Raw genomic sequence first — 16800 nt, 5'->3', positions numbered from 1 at the left:
TGTTCCCTCAAGAGTTGCCATGATCAAGCTATTCGAACGTCCCCTCCTCGATCTTCTGCACACCTTGAGTGCTGGTCTATTACTGACATCAGCATTCCTCCCCTCAGTCGCGGAGAGTTCTGTGCAACAGCCATGCGGCACAGCCAAAGGTCTTGTACTGGTCGGATACCAGGGATGGTTTCGGTGTCCAGGTGACGGCTCTCCCGCGAACACTTGGAGTCACTGGTCGAAAGGCGCGCCCTCTCCAGACACGATGGCTGTCGATCTTTACCCCGATACTTCAGAGCTTGACTCGAAGTCCCTATGCAAACTTCCGGACGCAACCATCGATGGTCAACCGGCATACATCTTCTCTTCCTATCGCAAAGAAACCGTTGAAACGCACTTCGCATGGATGCAGCAATACGGAATCGATGGAGCTCTGGCCCAGCGCTTCATCAACTCGACACCTGGTCTTAAGCGTGAGGGCGATGCCGTCCTCCACAACATTCGCTCCGCGGCAGAAGATCATGGCCGGAAGTTCGCGGTGGAGTACGACCTGAGCGGGGCCCACCTCGACACCGCCTTCGCGCAACTCCAGGATGACTGGTCCTACCTTCAACGGGACGGCTTTGTCAGCAGCAACGCCTACCTGCGACTGAACGGCAAACCCGTCATCGCTATCTGGGGACTAGGCTTCGGAGACGGGCATCACATCGTCGATCCAGTGCTCGCGCTGAAGATCATCCGCTCGTTCCAGCAGCAAGGAGCAGCCGTGGTCGGAGGAACACCTTCAGGCTGGGGCAGTCTCTCCGGAGACAGCACGCATGATCCGAATTGGGCAAGTGTCTATGCGGCCCTCGATGTAGTGCAACCCTGGACCGTAGGCCGGTATAACTCTCCTGAAGCCGCCGATCACTGGAAGGCTTCGCATCTGGAACCTGATGTGGCCCTGACGCAAAAGAATCATCAGCTCTATATGCCCGTGATCTTTCCGGGATTCTCGTGGCACAACTTGAAGCCGGAGTCCCCTGCTAACCAGATACCCCGGCTCGGCGGTGAATTCTTCTGGCGACAGGCCTACAACGCCCGGACTGCGGGTGCCTGCATGGTGAAGATAGCCATGTTCGATGAAGTCAATGAAGGCACCGCAATTTTTAAAGCGGCTCCGCGTCGCACCGATGCCCCGACGCCAGGCTACTGGCTGACGCTGGATGCGGACGGAAAACAGCTTCCATCGGATTTCTACCTTCAACTGGCCTCACAGATCAAGAAGATGTTTAGCGAAGAAACGACACCTTCCAAAAAGCTTCCGCTTAAGCCAGTCAAGTAAAAATTCAATCCCCCGTTAGACAGGAGCCTCATGATTTCAAGGCGACGTTTCACCGCCCTAAGTGCTGCAAGCCTTTGCAGTGGAGTTGCGAAAGCGCGATCCCTTGGCGCAATCGCAAAAACCTACGCTGCCTCCTCAGAGAGCAACTACAAGGTCTCTCAGTACGTTGATATCCGCATTGGAACAGGCGGCCACGGGCACTGCTATCCCGGTGCCACACTGCCGTTCGGGATGGTGCAACTCAGCCCGGACACTTACAACCGCGGCTGGGACTGGTGTTCCGGGTACAACTACTCAGACTCGTCCATCATGGGCTTCAGCCACACCCACCTCAGTGGCACTGGCATCGGTGACATGCTGGACATCCTCGTCATGGCGTGTACAGGTGCCGTCAAGACGGTTCCCGGAACGCGTGAACATCCGGAAGAGGGCTACCGCTCGCGCTTTCATCATGAGGACGAGCGAGCATCACCAGGCTACTACTCCGTTCTTCTCAGCGACTACAAGATCACAGCGGAGTTGACTGCGACTGAGCGAACAGGGATGCATCGATATACCTTTCCGAAAAACGATGAGAGCTATCTCATCGTTGATCTCGCCCATGGCTACGACGACGGTCCCAACGTCGTGCGATGGAGCAATCTTCGGGTCCAGGGCAACGATACGTTGATCGGCGGGAAAAGCACTGCCCGGTGGGCCAACGGTCGCGAGATCTACTTCGCGATGAAGGTCTCGCGGCCTTTCGACTCGATTGAAATCTTCGTCGACGGTCATCGCGTAGACAATCATTCCACCGAACTGCAGGGCAAATCGATCCAGGCTGTCCTGCATTACAAGACCAGCGCTCAGGAGAAGATCCTGATGAAAACCGCCGTCTCTGGTGTTGACGAAGCAGGCGCGATGAAGAACCTCGAGGCAGAGGCACCCCATTGGAACTTCGATGCGGTGAGAGAACAGGCTGCCCAGACCTGGGAAGAAAACCTGTCGCGCATTCGGGTAGACGGGGGCACGCTGAAGCAGAAACAAATCTTTTACACGTCCCTCTACCACTCCTTGCTGGCACCGACCATCTTCGACGATGTAGATGGTCGGTATCGCGGCATGGATGGACAGAACCACACGCTGGAGACCGGCGAACATAACTTCAGCACCTTCTCTCTCTGGGACACCTACCGCGCCGCTCATCCTCTGCTCACCATCGTGAAACCGGAACTTATACCGGCAATGATGAACTGTCTTATCCGTATGGCCGAACAAAGCGCGATGGGAATGCCCATCTGGCCTCTGCAGGCGAAAGAAACGAAGTGCATGACCGGGTATCACTCGGCAGTGGTCATCGCCGAAGCCGTAGCGAAGGGCTTTCCGGGCATCGATCTGCAGAGAGCCGCCAAGGTCATGCGCAAGGAAGCCCTTGAGAGCGATGTTCGAGGCCTCCCTCTGTATCGGGAAAACAAGTTCATTCCTTGCGATGTATTTCCCCAGTCCGTTAGCGTTTCACTTGATTACTGCTATGACGACTGGGCAGTCTCACGCGTTCTGCGGGCGGCGGGTGACACCGAAACCTCGATCGCACTGGAGAAGCGCTCCCAGGGATATCGAAATCTTTACGACAAGCAGACTGGCTTCATGCGGCCTCGCCTGAAGACCGGCGAGTGGGCGCTTCCCTTTGCACCCAATGAAATGGGGCACTCCAAGCAGTGGCGCGACTATGCGGAATCCAACCCCTGGCAGGCGACGTTCGCGGTGCAACATGACCCAGCAGGCCTGGCCGAACTGATGGGCGGCCGTAGCGCTCTGAAGTCCAAGCTCGATGGCATCTTCAACGCGAGTTCCGAACTTCCCCCCGATGCTCCGCCAGACATCACGGGTCTCGTTGGTCAGTATGCTCACGGCAATGAACCGAGCCATCACATTGCGTACCTATACCTGTACACTGACACTCCGTACGAGACGCAACCACGAATCCATTCGCTTCTCGAATCCATGTACGACAATAAGCCTGACGGCCTGGCGGGCAATGAGGACTGCGGCCAGATGTCTGCCTGGTACGTGATGAGCGCCATGGGCTTTTACATGACGGATCCGACAAGCGGAGCCTATGTGTTCGGTTCACCTGTGTTCGACCGCATCACGATCGCCACGACGCAGGGCCGAAAGTTTGTGATCAACGTCACCCGATCGAATGCGGATGAGGTTTACATCCAGTCCATTGACCGCAGTGGCCATGACTACGGAAAACTCTGGTTCACGCATGACGATCTGACGTCAGGAACGTCCTTCCATATAAAGATGGGATCTGCTCCTAACCGCAGTCTAGGCGCAGATCCAGTGCTAGCACCCCCTTCCGCTAGCTTGCATACCCAGGATGTGACCTAACGGCCGGTCATACTTCGGATACAAAGGAATGGAAGGCACGAAAAATAGTGTTCACAAATCGTCTCGAGGAGACAACAGCTACGATGATGACAGCAATCGTCCATAAAACTCTCCGTTGGCCCACACGACGCCAGGCGGCAGTTGCACCGAGCCTCGATCGCCTGCACCTTTGGCGTCTACTGCTCCTTGCGAGTTGCATCCTGGGTACATCCGTTGCAGGTTTTGCGCAGGCGCGAGTCTATGTCCCCGCGGCCCCTCCTGGCTCAAACTCGGCAACCTACGCTGCTCCTCGTGATGAGTGGCTCATTACAGTACAGGGCAAGTTTGACAAGTACAGCGGCAAACACGCCGACATTCTCTTCGACGGCGATTCGATCACCAACCGCTGGGAGATAACGGGCAAAGCCGTTTGGGAGGCAAAGTTTGCCGGACGTGCTGCGGACTTCGGCATCGAGGGAGATCGCACAGAGAATTTGCTATGGCGCCTGTCAAAAGGCCAGGTCACAGGCGTGGACCCGAAGTTAGTCGTGCTGATGATTGGCACCAACAACGTAGTTCGTAACACCTCTGGCGAGATTGCGAGCGGCATAGAGGCTATCGTGAGCCAATACGAAACCCTCTGCCCCTCGGCTCACATCATCCTCATGTCGGTCTTTCCCCGAGGCAGGATGCCCTCCGACCCCAATCGCATGAAATTGGCTGAGGTCAATCAGGCACTGGCTACACGCTTTACCGAAACGACCGATCCTCGCGTAACCCTTGTCGATATCAGCACTAACCTCACGCAACATGATGGAACGATCTCAGCCGACATGATGCCCGACATGCTTCACCCTGCTGCCGACGGTTATCGCCTATGGGCCGATGCGCTCCAGCCATACGTCGACAAGTACGCTCCCGTTGCCGCCAAGTAAAGGCCATTGCGGTCCGACCGAGCAGCTGCGCTCCAAATTGAGTCGCCGCAGAGACCGCAGATGGATTTTCCGCAAAATTTGGGGCATTGGATAGAGATTTAAGGCTGTCCTGCCCGCCTGACGCGCTGCCCGCCATCTCCACGCATCCGTTTCAGTTATCCTTGGTCTACCCACGGACAACGTACGGCACAGGGGATGGTTTTGCCATCAAGAAAGGGACTCATCATGGCGGCAGTAATACAGTACCGATGTGAGATTTGCGGCACCGAGAGCTCGAACCCGATCCACTGGTTCATGATTCAGTGCAATGCAGAGGAATTGAAGGTTCTCAAGTGGAACACCGAAGCGGCATCGGCCTACGGCGCACGCCACTACTGCGGCGAAGCCCACGCCGGTATCTATATTAGCCGGTGGCTCGAGGCCTCGTGCTCACCTTCAATCCCCGACTTCAATCGCGCTAGTCGGTAGACCGTAGAGGGGTACCAGAGACGCACGTCCCGGGCAGGCATGAGACAGAAGCGCCTCAAGACACCGTACGAACGGCTCGGTCGTCTCCCATCGCGGAGCGGCGAAAGCTGCACAGGCAGCGCGCCGAAGCCGAAGGAACCCCTTTCCATGCGCCAGCCATGTGCCGTGGCGATGCCTGTAATGACGCTCTGGGTTACGTCTCAAATAAAAGGAGCAGGAAATAAATCCTGCTCCTTTTTCCGTAGCAGCGTTCGAAGGTCGCATCACCGCCTTCTGATTCCCAGAACCCGTTATCAGAATGAGATCTTGAAATATGCTTGTCCTTGTCGTGGCGTATTTGCCTGGCAGGGACTGCTTCCTCCACTTCCGTTGGGCTGAACAAAACCAAAGTTGTTGGCGCCATCCGTAACGGTAGCGTCTGGACTACAAACCTGCATCCGGTTCAACACGTTGAAGAACTCCATGCGCAGTTCCATGTTGACTCGTTCCCCAGCGTAGAAGTGCTTCGCCAGCACGAGCTCCGATGGAAAGCGCATCATCTTTTCATCCGGCCGCGCCACCAGTCTGGGCAGCATCTGGAGTCTACCTTTGAGTGGAGGCTCTCCCACTGCCGTGACAACACCGCTTACCCATACTTCGTCGCCCACCGTTTCGCCCGTGGGACATCGCATGGCCTACATCGACTCGCCAAACAACGTCTCCGTGTGGCGTCTTCCCATAGACGTTCATGGCGATGCGGAGCCGTTCATCCTCTCCAATTTTTCGATGCCAGCGCTGTGTATTCTCCGGATGGGGCTTATGTCGTGTTCCGTAGCGACCGCTCCGGCGCAAATGAAATTTGGGTCTGTCGAAGCGATGGTAGTGACTTGAAGAAGATCACGCACTTCGACGGCCCCATGACAGGTTCTCCTCGCTGGTCTCATTGGGACCCGGGATGTGGCATGCGTGGACAGTTTCGGGGAGTGGTCTTTTTTATCTAAAACGATCCTCCTCCATAGCGTCGACCACTCTATTCCGGTTCGATATGAGATCGGGTAAATCGCAAGCTCTCGCCCAGGCAGCTCAAGCGGTGAACGACAGCATTTCGGTGTCTCCCGGCGGACGATTTGTCCTCTTCGGCCGGCGCTCGAATACGAACAGCAGCATCATGATTCTGGATGATCGGAACTAGCCTTTTGCTTCTGAACCAGGGGCAATCACAATTTATTGATCTCCCCCATGTATATTGAAGGGACTTTGCACTAAAGGAACTTTTATGAAGCTATTTTTGCCTCTGTTTCTCCTATCGACGACAGCCTTGTTCGCACAGCCAACGGTTCCTGGATCATGGACGATCTCCGGGGATGTCCAGGGTTATGCCATCAGCGAAGTCTGCACCTTTACGCAGACTGCAGACAAGATCGCCGGCTCATGCGTGTCCGATGGAAAGACATACGATACGACCGTCACGATCGATGGCTCGAAGGTCATTTTTGTTCATGGCGGCGAGTATGAGGGGAAACCCCTGACACTTACTTACACCGGAACCTACAACGACAAAGGTGAGCTCAGCGGCGATATCGACGTGAAGCCTCTGGGTTACGACGGAACGTTTACAGCAACGAAGACAGAGACAGCAACAAAGACAGAGACAAAGTAGGTCAGTGCTTCCCTGCTCCCTGGCTGGTTCCATGTGCACAAGCCGCATTGCCGGCCTGTGCGCATCGAATCAGCCAGGACGGAAGGCTGTAAGGGTGAAAGCGGCTCATGACGTTGAAGTAAGCAGAATGGGCTGGACGTGAAACCTGGGCGGTGCTCCTGACGTCTCCCGTATACACTTTCGTATACCGCTGATATCTCAGCCCAGGAAGATCCGTGACGCCCCTGCTCTCCGCCCGTTCCGCGCACCGCCGTTTTTTTCTCTTTGCCGCGCCATTCGCGGTCCTCACCTGCACAGTGCACGCGCAGCAGACCTACACGGCTGCTGACTACGCCCGCGCCGAAAAGATGATGGGGTACAGCGTCAACCCGCTCGTCGACCACACCATCTCCGCGCCCAGCTACCTGCCTGATGGCCACGTCTTCTTCCGCGATCCCTCCAATGGCGAGGTCGTCTACAGGATCGCCTCGCCGAACGGGACAGTCACGACAGCCTTCGACAACGCGAAGCTGGCGGCGGCGCTCACCGCGGGCGGCGCGAGCAACGGGGATACTCATCGACTACAGGTTTCCGGGTACACGCCCGAACCCAGTGGCGGCTTCAGCATCGTCGTCTCCGGCCGCAAGGTCCTATGTGATGCCGCCGTGACCACCTGCACGCCCGATACTGCCACCGCCAGCACGCCGGCCGGCCGAGGCAATCGCAGTCTGTACGACGTCTCGCCCGACAAGACCAAGGGTGCCTTCATTCGCGACTGGAACCTCTGGATTCATGACATGAAGACCGGCCAGGAGACGCAACTGACCCACGATGGCGTGGAGAACTACGGTTATGCGACCGACGACGCCGGCTGGAGCCACTCCGACCGCGCCATCGTGCTCTGGTCGCCCGACTCGCAGAAGATCGCCACCTTCCAGCAGGACATGCGCAAGACCGGCGACATGTACCTGGTGCCCGTCACTTACCGTCATCCGGTGCTCGATCACTGGAAGGGCCCGATGCTCGGCGATAAGGACGTCACCATGATCGAGCGCGTCGTCATCGATCTGCCCACCGGCGGTATGATGCGCCTGAAGATGCCGCCAGATCAGCATCGCTCCACCATCTGCGACGACGTCAGCTGCCGCGGCGGCTCCGGTTGGGACGACGTCCAGTTCTCCGCTGACGGCAGGCACCTCGCCTTCGTCTCCAGCTCGCGCGATCACAAGGACGCCTGGCTGAAGGTCGCCGACACCACGACCGGCGAAGTTCGCGACGTCTACCACGAGCACGTCGACAGCTACTTCGAGAGCGGCACGGATAAGGTCAACTGGAAGTACCTGCCCGCGAGCAACGAGTTCCTCTGGTTTTCCGAGCGCACCAACTTTGGCCAGATGTACCTCTACGACCTGAACACCGGTCAGCTCAAGAACCAGATCACACATGGTGACGGCCCCGTCACGCAGTTGCTCCACGTCGACGAGAAGGCCCGCGTCGTCTACTTCCTGGCCACGGGTAAGGAAAGCGGCAAAGACCCCGACCACAGTCCCACGCGCGACCCCTACTTCACCTATTACTACCGCGCATCGTTCGATGGCAAAAACCAACGCCTGCTCACCCCCGAGGACGCCGACCACGCCATCACGCCTTCGTCCGACGACCAAACCTTCGTCGACATCTACTCCACGCCGACCACGCCCAAGACCGCCGTGCTGCGCTCCACTGCCGATGGCAAGGTGCTCGCCACGCTAGGCAAGCAGGACATCAGCCGGCTCACTGCCACCGGCTGGACGCCGCTGACGCCGCTCAAGATGAAGGCCCGCGACGGCGTCACCGAGCTCTTCGGCTACATGTGGAAGCCGGCGAACTTCGACGCGTCGAAGAAGTATCCCGTGGTCGACTATGTCTATCCCGGCCCGCAGACCGGCTCCTGTGGCTCGCGACAGTTCGCAGCAGCCCACGGTGACGACCAGGCGCTCGCTGAGCTCGGCTTCATCGTCGTCTGCATCGACGGCATGGGCACACCGTGGCGCTCCAAGAAGTTCCACGACTTCTACTCGCACGCCGAGACCATGGGCGACAACACGATCCCTGACCAGATAGCCGGCCTGAAGGACCTCGCGAAGCAGTACCCCTTCCTCGACCTCGACCGCGTGGGCATCTGGGGCCACTCCGGCGGCGGCAACGCGACCACCACGGCCATGTTCGGCTTTCCCGACTTCTTCAAGGTCGGCATCGCGGAAAGCGGCAATCATGATAACCGCGACTACGAGGACGATTGGGACGAGAAGTGGGGCGGCCTCGAGGTCAACAACGACACCCCGCAGGACAACTACCAGAAGCAGGCCGCCGAGAATTACGCTGGCAACCTGAAGGGCCATCTACTGCTCGCGCACGGCACCATGGACGACAATGTGCCACCTTCGAACACGCTGCTGGTCGTTGACGCGCTGATCAAGGCCAACAAGGACTTCGACCTGATCCTGATCCCCAACGCGCACCACGGCTACGGCGAGGCCTCGCAGTATATGACGCGCCGCCGCTGGGACTTCTTCGTCCACCACCTGGCTGGCGCGACACCGCCGCTCAACTACCAGATGCGCAGCCCCGCTGAGGTCGCCCGCATCACCGCCGAAGGCCCGTCGGCCGGTGGTCCCTCCGCCGACGACTTCTCTGCCGACGCCATCAGCGTCGAGAACCCCGGCGACGCACCCAACCAGTAAGAGCCCTGGATGGAGTTGTAGTGCCTAGCCTCAATATCACGATGCTAGGCACTACATACCATCCGTCATTGGAATGGATTCCACTGTTGCTAATCAGAGCTGTACACGAAGTCCGGCAGCGAACGCTTCAAGCAGAAGCCAACCCTCTTGCCAATCTCCATTGTTTGGCTCCGTGGAGATGTGACCGCGAGCCCCGACCGAAACGAACCCTGCTTCCCAGCTTTTTGCCAACCCGGCAGCTACTTCGATCGAGCAGTAGGGATCATTCGTACTAGCAATCACCAAGGCAGGATACGGCAACGGTGACTCCGGAATCTGGGTGAACGACGGAGATGGAAAGCCATCGCGTTTGAAGTTCGGGGGCGCTACTAGAAACGCACCGGCGATCGAGAGGTTCGGACGATCCAGTTGCGCCCAGCAGACACTTAAAAGGCACCCCATGCTATGGGCGATGAGAATCGGAGGGGCCGAACACGCTTCTATCGCTCGGTCCAGTGCGGCTATCCAATCGCTCAAATCTGGATCGGCCCAACTCACTGTCTGCAATCGTACGGCATCGGGCATGCGCTCCTGCCATAGGGTCTGCCAATGCTGTGGTCCGGAGTTGTTGCGGCCAGGAAGAATCAAAAGCGGTGTACGCACTATTCAGGCTCCAATGCGCAAAAGCGCAGTTCCATTGTAGATTCGTTGCAACGAGGGAGATCCATAGGTAGAACGAGACGACTCCGAAATCAGGTTTAATCTGAGACTTCAGACGTCCCTATATTCCGGAGTGTAATTCTGAAACAGACCGATCATATACGGCGTGGGAGAGAACATGAGCAAGAGGCGGTTGGACATCGTGGGGGCAGGCAGGGTTGGCAAGACCCTGGCACGTTTATGGAAGGAACATGCTGCATTTGAGATCGGAGACGTGGTCAACCGCTCACCTGAGAGCTCCAAACAAGCGATCGCCTTCATTGGCGGAGGAACAGTCGGTCAAATCGATCAGATCAACGTTCTCATGATCTCTACCGTCGATTCAGCCCTCGCCGATTGCGTGGTTGCTCTTGCAAAAACAGCAAGCATCGGCCCCGAATCCGTGGTATTTCACTGCAGTGGATCAATCTCTTCAGAGATCCTGGCGCCCCTCCGTGCGAGAGGGGCGAGCATCGCCAGCATGCATCCGGTCAAGAGCTTCGCTGATGAGTCTCTCGCAGTCGAGAGTTTTCCCGGCACATTCTGCGCACTCGAAGGAGATTCGACCGCTGTACAAGTTCTCACGGAAGCCGTGGACGCGATTGGTGGAAAGACATTCACCATCGCCCCTGCAGCCAAAGCCGTATACCACGCGGGGAGCGTCTTCTCGAATAACTATCTCGTAAGCACCGTCGCTGCAGGAATCGATTGCCTTGTAGAAGCGGGTATTGCAAGAGCGACCGCTTTAGAAATTCTGAAACCCATCGCCACCGAAGCCCTGGAAAATCTATTTCGTCTTGGACCTGTCCAGGCCCTTACCGGTCCAATCTCTCGTGGAGAGACGAAGGTGGTTGAAACGCAACTTCTGGCCTTACAGGCCTGGGATCCCGAAATAGCCGCATCCTATGCCAGCCTGGGAAGGTTAGCAGCTCGTCTTGCGCTACAAAATGGTCGGGCTTCCAAAGAATCGATTCGGCAAATCGAGGAAGTTCTAGCGAGGTCGATCTGAGACACACCTGGATATCCGACAAAGGGCTCCCCAAAAGGTCCGCAGTGATAACCTTAATTCGTAGAGGTCAATGCAAATGCCACTGGTTCTATTCAAAGACGTAACGTCCGGGGAAAACAACGAAATTGACTATCCTCACGGAGCACCTTTGCCCAAATCAGGCGATGAGATCTTCGCTCCCGGTTCAGAACGAGTCGTCAAAGTGCTGGACGTTGTTCGTGCGGACAAGTTGGAAGTCCATTTCCTTGAGAATGCTTCCTCGTAGAGATGTTCAGGGTGGCATCGTTGCGCTACTACGGATGGCTCGCGCCGTCTCAGCGCTGGAGTTATAAGACTGCTCGGCTATAGCTTCACTCATGAAGTGACCCTTGAGAGAACGCTCCTACGCCAGCCCATTCCTTGCGATCACTTCTTTATAAAATTGCCCCGAAAGCTTGATCGTCCGCTTCATGGTCTTGTAGTTCACATAGGTGATGCCAAAGCGCATCGCATAGCCATCGGACCACTCATAGTTGTCGATCAGGCTCCATAGAAAGTACCCCTTCACTGGTACACCTTCGCTCACCGCGCGCTGTAACTGTTCCAGGTAGCTGCGCAGGAAAAGGATGCGGTCCACGTCCAGCACCTCGCCGGTTTTGGTCGGCACATCCAGGCTTGCCGCTCCGTTCTCGGTAATGTAGATCTCCTTCACACCCCACAACGCCTGCAGATGCTTTGGCGACCAATACATTCCATCCGGCCCGAGCTCCAGCCATTTCGCCGCCATGATCGGATAACTCTTGGGCATGTCCACGATCTCGTATCCTCCTGGATCGGCGCTCGCTCTGATCCAGGTCGGCTCATAGACGTTCAGCCCAATAAAATCCAGGGGCGTGCTGATGAGCTTCATATCCTCAGTCGTAAACTTCGGCGCATTCGCTCCCAGGCCCTGCAAATAGTCCTCGGAGTAGCGCCCCTCCATGATCGGAGTCAGCGATCGCGCATTCATCTCGCGGTAGGCCTTTCGCGCCGCTGCGATATTCTCCGGCGTCTCAATCACCGGGCAGGTGCTCACCGCATTGTCAGCGATTCCTACCTTCGTTCCCACGCGCGCGTTCGCTCGCACCGCCTGCACAGCCAGCCCATGCCCCACCAGCACATTGTGCGTTACCTGCGCGACGATGGCATCCGACAGCTTGAGTCCAGGGGCATCGCTTCCGTATCTGTATCCTCCATCGACGAATTGAGACACTTCGCTCATCGTGATGAAGTTCTTCACCCGGTCGCTCAGATGTTTCACGGCATAGGCTGAGTAATCCGCAAACGCCTTCGCAGTGTCCCGGCTCTGCCATCCGCCGACTTTCATCATCGCCTGCGGCAGATCCCAGTGATACAGGGTGCAAAACGGTTGAACACCGGCAGCCAATAAGGTGTCGAGCATACGGTCGTAGAAATCCCAACCTCGTGGGTTAGGCGTTCCCGTCCCTTCTGGAAAGATGCGTGACCAGGACACCGAGAACTGGTACGTCTGCACGCCCAGCTCCTGCATCAGTGCAATATCCTCGCGATAGCGGTGGAAGTGATCGGCACCCATATCGCCGTTGTCGCCCGTGTAGGTGTTTGTCTTTACATCCGAGAACGTGTCCCAGATCGAGGGGCCACGACCGTCTTCCGTGGGCGCGCCTTCAATCTGATAGGCCGAGGTCGCTGTGCCCCACAAAAATCCTTTTGGGAATCCCCGCTCTTTTGTGGCGTTGGTGAGGGGGGAGGAAGGAGTCACTGCAGTTGCCGGTAGGGCGGCAACACTCGCCGACAAGCCGAGTAGTCGGGCAAAATTTCTACGATTCATGCGTTTTGTCATCAGCCACTCCCATCGTAGCGCAGGCATACACGTTACGGGGAGCAGTGACTCAATTCGGGCGATTGGCGCACTGCATGGCAAGGACACGGGTTTGATATGTCGATGGCACGATCTGCGCACACATTGTTTCTGAGATAAGTCCGGGTTTCTGAGATAGGTCCGGGCTTCAGCCCGGACATTCAGGACGGCCGATAAGGGGGCTTCAGCCCCTGGGACAGGCTCTCCTCTCCGCAGGCAGAGTGCCAGGAGATAGGAAGGCTTGTCCCAGGGGCTGAAGCCCCCTTTCGTATTTGTCCCGTAATACCCGGGCTAAAGCCCGGGCCTATCTCAGAAGCAACAGCAAAAGCGTACTCGTCGATTCCTCAGACACCACCTACGGCGTGGTGACGGACACGTTATCGAAGGTCGCCGTGCACAACTGGGAGGTGTTCCGGCTGCTGACCACCAGTCCGATGTACACATTGCTCGCCATCGATAGGCTGACCGTGGCCTGCTGGGTCCAGGTCACCCCGTCCGGTGAAAAGTAACCGGTGAAGGTGCTGCCGTTGCGCACGACACGAATCCAATAAGGTGCCACGAGGCTGGGGGTTCTGCTCCCGCTCGCGCTACCGTTGGTGGCCGTGCGATCGAGCCAGGTGACGCCATTCGCAGGTGTGACATTGATGTTCGCCATCGTCGCACCGGTGGCGAGCGTCTCGCGGACCATCACGCCTGCCTGCGCTCCGGTGTTGGTGTTAGTCATGCTGACCACCCGGGCCGTGATGGTGTAGCTCGTGCCTGCGGCCTGGTACGCATAGTTGAACTGATCGGCCGTGCCGGTAATGCTGCTCCCGGAACCGCTCACTGTGAACGTGCCATTGCTGTAGCTGGCGCTACCAGCGAGGCCCACGCTTCCAATATCCTGATCCGTCCAACCCGTCGGCAGACTACCCCCTGTGGGTGCACTGACCACCAGAGTGACTGCGGCCGAGTGCGACAGGCTGCCACTGGTGCCTGTGATCGTCAGAGGGTACGTGCCCACTGCGGTTGTCGCCGTTGTCGAGATCGTCAGCGTCGAACTCCCCGAGCCCGCGACCGACGCGGGATTGAGACTGGCGGTGGCCCCGGTAGGCAGTCCGCTCACGCTCAGACTCACCGTTCCGATGAAGCCGTTCAGCGCACTGAGCGACGTCGTATAGCTTCCGTTATTGCCCTGCATCACCGTCGCCGAACTCGGCGTGGCCGAGAGACTGAAGTCCGGCCCCTGCACGACCAACGTCACTGTCGTCGAGTGCGACAACGTGCCGCTGGTGCCCGTGATCGTCAGAGGATACGTGCCCACCGCGGTTGTCGACGCCGTCACAACCGTCAACGTCGAATTTCCGGAACTGGTAAGCGACGCAGGGCTGAAGCTTGCCGTCACTCCGGCAGGCAAGCCGCTCACGCTCAAACTCGCCGTGCCGGTGAATCCATTCAGCGCACTGAGCGACGTCGTGTAGGTAGTGCTGCTTCCCTGCGCCACCGTCTGCGAACTCGGTGTGGCAGAGAGGCCGAAGTCCGGCGGCCCCGGCACGATCATCGTCGCAGTCGCCGAGTGCGACAGAGTGCCGCTGACGCCCGTAATCGTCAGAGTGTATGTGCCCGCTGCAATCGTCGACGCCGTCACGACCGTCAGCGTCGAGCTTCCGGAACCGGTAACCGACGCGGGGTTGAAGCTTGCCGTCGCCCCCGCAGGCAAGCCGCTTACGCTCAAGGTCGCTGTGCCGGTGAAGCTGTTCAGCGCACTGATCGACGTTGTATAGGTGGTGCTATTGCCCTGCATCACCGTCTGCGAACTCGGCGTGTCCGAAATGCTGAAGTCCGGGGGCGGGGTGCCAACGGTCATCGTGTGAACGACGATCGAGTTGTTGTTGTAATTATCCTTGCTGATCAGATACTGGCCATTACTCTTCTGGTAAGCCCGAATGCCGTACATCGAATCCACATCGTTGCCCACCAGCACATTGGGATCGGCGCTGGTCATCGTCAGGTCATCGGTGCCGGTCGTAAGGTTATAGGCGTCGATATCGGGCACGGTATGGACATACGAGATGAACAGATAATTGCCCGCCGCCGTCCGCCCTTTGGGGCTCTGGGCAGTCTTCAGGTTGATGACGGGGTTGGGGTTCGTAGTGTTGCCCGCTTGCCAGCCGTGGTACACCTCGACCCGGCTCCCCAGCGAGGTCCAATCGGTGCCATTGGCGGTCATCAGGATCATCGTGTCGGTGGACGGGATGTACTCGATGCCGGCAAGTGGGGCGATGGTCGAGGGCGTAGGCGTAGTGGTAGGCGGTCCATACAGAGGCACGCCATTGGCATCAAAACCTGTCAGTGGGTAATGGGTGATCGCGTTGGTCTTGTCCAACCCTACCCAGATATCTCCGTTCGTGTCGAGGCAAAAACCGTTCCGAACCCGGGCCAGTGTATTGAAGTAGTTGGTGTAGCCCGCCGGAGTGGTCTGGCCAGGCAGCGTGCCAAAAGGAATCGACGCGTACTGGTTGGTGGGGAAATAGGAGAACAGGAAGATGTCCGAATTCTGGCCGGCAGCCGCGAGGATTCGATGCCCGTTGACGGTCGCCATCGTGCCAAAGTCGAATCCGCGGCTGTTGTTGGTGATATCCACGCGCGGATCGGTCGGATAGTCGAGCGTATCGACGCTGTTGCCAACATGTCCTCCTCCGCCCAAACCGGTGTAAACATCCTGACCGCTATACATGTAGGCGCCGTCCGTGCCGGGGTCGAAGGCGGCGTTGCCTTCGAAGGTCAGCCCTTGCAGCGTGTACTGCAGCACGCCGGAACTGTTGTAAGCGTGAAGATCGGTCTTCCCGTTTCGTCCCAGGTCCCAGGTTCCACCCCAGGGATTATTGAGGACATACAGGTTTCCGGAGCTGTCCTTCCCGATACCGACGACGCGCGTGAAGCGTTGGCTCCCGGTTTGCCCCTTGCTTCCCGTAGTCGTGTCCAGATAGCCGCCTTGCACGCCGAAAGAGCTCACCAGCGACGGAGTGCTGGACAAATTTCCGTAGATTTGAATGTTCATGTTCGGCCCCTGATCGCCGATCATCAACTGGCTCTTGACGCTGTCATAGTACAGAGCCGAAGGCCGCGAACTGGACCCCATGTTGATGGTGTTCAGCTTGGTCCCCGACGCGGCGAACTCCTGAATCGTACCCTCGCTCTTCTGGGCGACCCATATGTTCCCCGCTCCATCGAGCGCGATCGCGCCAGGATCCGTGAGGCTCCAATCCGATTGCCACACCCCTGCGGTGGTGTAGCACCGCACCAGGTTGTCGGGATGGTCGCTGACATAAACGAGCGTGCCGGTGTCGGCGATTCCTGTGATGACGTCCGCGAGCCGCTCGGTCGTGTCCGAGCTCGCCGACCATGTCAGATCCCGTGTGCCGGTGCTCCGGTTGTATCGGCCCACATAGCCGCTGCCTCCGAGGGTGGTGTTGAATTGCAGCGCGGCAAAGACATCGGTGGCATCGCCGCCGATCGCCCCGCCCTGGGCTTCCCCATGAGCACTGAAGGTGGTTATTTTTTGGCCATTCTGGTAGACGTTGATGCTTCCCTGGCTTTCGTCCCAGTCGGACGAGGTATAGATGACGCCCTCCGGCGCCACCCACATGGATCGCATGGCGTTCCCTACGTACGTGGGTAAAGTCGCATACGAGTTAGCGATCCACGACGTTGTGTAGGTGACTTGAGCATGACTGACCGTCGCACTGATCAGCAGAATGAAAAGCCATGGGATTGCGAAGAATGCTAGCCAACCTTGTTTCGAAAACATGGGGCCTCCTAAGCCTTCTGTACTTATGAATGGGTCTTGTAAATTCCACGAGCC

General features: G+C 57.9%; 11 protein-coding genes. 7 read left to right on the top strand and 4 right to left on the bottom strand.

From position 1 onward, the window contains the following. Nucleotides 1-19: 19 nt before the first annotated feature. From HDF15_RS22560 to HDF15_RS22545, 4 genes are all read left to right on the top strand, one after another. Nucleotides 20-1312 carry a glycoside hydrolase family 71/99-like protein gene (locus tag HDF15_RS22560; protein WP_184259718.1) on the top strand — a complete coding sequence of 431 codons (1293 nt, stop codon included), beginning with the start codon at nucleotides 20-22 and terminating at the stop codon, nucleotides 1310-1312. Nucleotides 1313-1342: 30 nt separating this feature from the next. Then, nucleotides 1343-3688 carry a GH92 family glycosyl hydrolase gene (locus HDF15_RS22555; protein ID WP_184259716.1) on the top strand — a complete coding sequence of 782 codons (2346 nt, stop codon included), beginning with the start codon at nucleotides 1343-1345 and terminating at the stop codon, nucleotides 3686-3688. A gap of 83 nt (nucleotides 3689-3771) precedes the next feature. Next, nucleotides 3772-4602 (top strand): GDSL-type esterase/lipase family protein, encoded by an 831-nt coding sequence (locus HDF15_RS22550; RefSeq protein WP_184259713.1) that lies wholly within the window; start codon nucleotides 3772-3774, stop codon nucleotides 4600-4602. Between the two features lie 225 nt (nucleotides 4603-4827). Further along, the gene (locus HDF15_RS22545) at nucleotides 4828-5070 is read left to right on the top strand and encodes a hypothetical protein (RefSeq protein WP_184259710.1); all 243 of its coding nucleotides are present in this window, start codon (nucleotides 4828-4830) and stop codon (nucleotides 5068-5070) included. A 293-nt stretch (nucleotides 5071-5363) separates the two neighbouring features. Here the strand turns inward: HDF15_RS22545 and HDF15_RS22540 are convergent, their stop codons facing one another. Further along, on the bottom strand, nucleotides 5364-5741 hold the full coding sequence (locus HDF15_RS22540; RefSeq protein WP_184259707.1) for a hypothetical protein: 378 nt from the start codon (nucleotides 5739-5741) through the stop codon (nucleotides 5364-5366). A 584-nt stretch (nucleotides 5742-6325) separates the two neighbouring features. Here HDF15_RS22540 and HDF15_RS22530 point away from each other — a divergent pair. Both HDF15_RS22530 and HDF15_RS22525 read left to right on the top strand, forming a co-directional pair. Beyond that, nucleotides 6326-6709, top strand: coding sequence for a hypothetical protein (locus tag HDF15_RS22530; protein ID WP_184259702.1), 384 nt, complete (start codon nucleotides 6326-6328; stop codon nucleotides 6707-6709). 215 nt (nucleotides 6710-6924) lie between these two features. Continuing rightward, nucleotides 6925-9411, top strand: a complete 2487-nt coding sequence (locus HDF15_RS22525; protein WP_311733184.1) for a DPP IV N-terminal domain-containing protein — start codon at nucleotides 6925-6927, stop codon at nucleotides 9409-9411. Nucleotides 9412-9504: 93 nt separating this feature from the next. On the opposite strand, the gene HDF15_RS22520 is transcribed toward HDF15_RS22525, so the two are convergent. After that, complete coding sequence (locus HDF15_RS22520; protein WP_221314577.1) at nucleotides 9505-10053, bottom strand: alpha/beta hydrolase; 549 nt, start codon at nucleotides 10051-10053, stop codon at nucleotides 9505-9507. Between the two features lie 175 nt (nucleotides 10054-10228). On the opposite strand from HDF15_RS22520, the gene HDF15_RS22515 reads away from it, so the two are divergent. Continuing rightward, nucleotides 10229-11098: a Rossmann-like and DUF2520 domain-containing protein gene (locus tag HDF15_RS22515; RefSeq protein ID WP_184259700.1), complete on the top strand. Its 870-nt coding sequence runs from the start codon at nucleotides 10229-10231 to the stop codon at nucleotides 11096-11098. 382 nt (nucleotides 11099-11480) lie between these two features. On the opposite strand, the gene HDF15_RS22510 is transcribed toward HDF15_RS22515, so the two are convergent. Then, nucleotides 11481-12926, bottom strand: coding sequence for a GH1 family beta-glucosidase (locus HDF15_RS22510; protein ID WP_311733183.1), 1446 nt, complete (start codon nucleotides 12924-12926; stop codon nucleotides 11481-11483). A 385-nt stretch (nucleotides 12927-13311) separates the two neighbouring features. After that, nucleotides 13312-16746, bottom strand: coding sequence for a DUF1349 domain-containing protein (locus HDF15_RS22505; protein ID WP_184259696.1), 3435 nt, complete (start codon nucleotides 16744-16746; stop codon nucleotides 13312-13314). Nucleotides 16747-16800: the final 54 nt, after the last annotated feature.

This window comes from Granulicella mallensis, from assembly GCF_014203225.1.
Lineage (GTDB): Bacteria > Acidobacteriota > Terriglobia > Terriglobales > Acidobacteriaceae > Granulicella > Granulicella mallensis_A.
Note: the sequence above shows the minus strand (reverse complement) of the source record. Positions and strands in the feature narration are given on the sequence as shown.

Coding starts and splice junctions, on each gene's coding strand:
- HDF15_RS22560 (WP_184259718.1), top strand. CDS start 20: ATGATCAAGCTATTCGAACGTCCCCTCCTCGATCTTCTGCACACCTTG.
- HDF15_RS22555 (WP_184259716.1), top strand. CDS start 1,343: ATGATTTCAAGGCGACGTTTCACCGCCCTAAGTGCTGCAAGCCTTTGC.
- HDF15_RS22550 (WP_184259713.1), top strand. CDS start 3,772: ATGATGACAGCAATCGTCCATAAAACTCTCCGTTGGCCCACACGACGC.
- HDF15_RS22545 (WP_184259710.1), top strand. CDS start 4,828: ATGGCGGCAGTAATACAGTACCGATGTGAGATTTGCGGCACCGAGAGC.
- HDF15_RS22540 (WP_184259707.1), bottom strand. CDS start 5,741: ATGCGATGTCCCACGGGCGAAACGGTGGGCGACGAAGTATGGGTAAGC.
- HDF15_RS22530 (WP_184259702.1), top strand. CDS start 6,326: ATGAAGCTATTTTTGCCTCTGTTTCTCCTATCGACGACAGCCTTGTTC.
- HDF15_RS22515 (WP_184259700.1), top strand. CDS start 10,229: ATGAGCAAGAGGCGGTTGGACATCGTGGGGGCAGGCAGGGTTGGCAAG.
- HDF15_RS22510 (WP_311733183.1), bottom strand. CDS start 12,926: ATGAATCGTAGAAATTTTGCCCGACTACTCGGCTTGTCGGCGAGTGTT.
- HDF15_RS22505 (WP_184259696.1), bottom strand. CDS start 16,746: ATGTTTTCGAAACAAGGTTGGCTAGCATTCTTCGCAATCCCATGGCTT.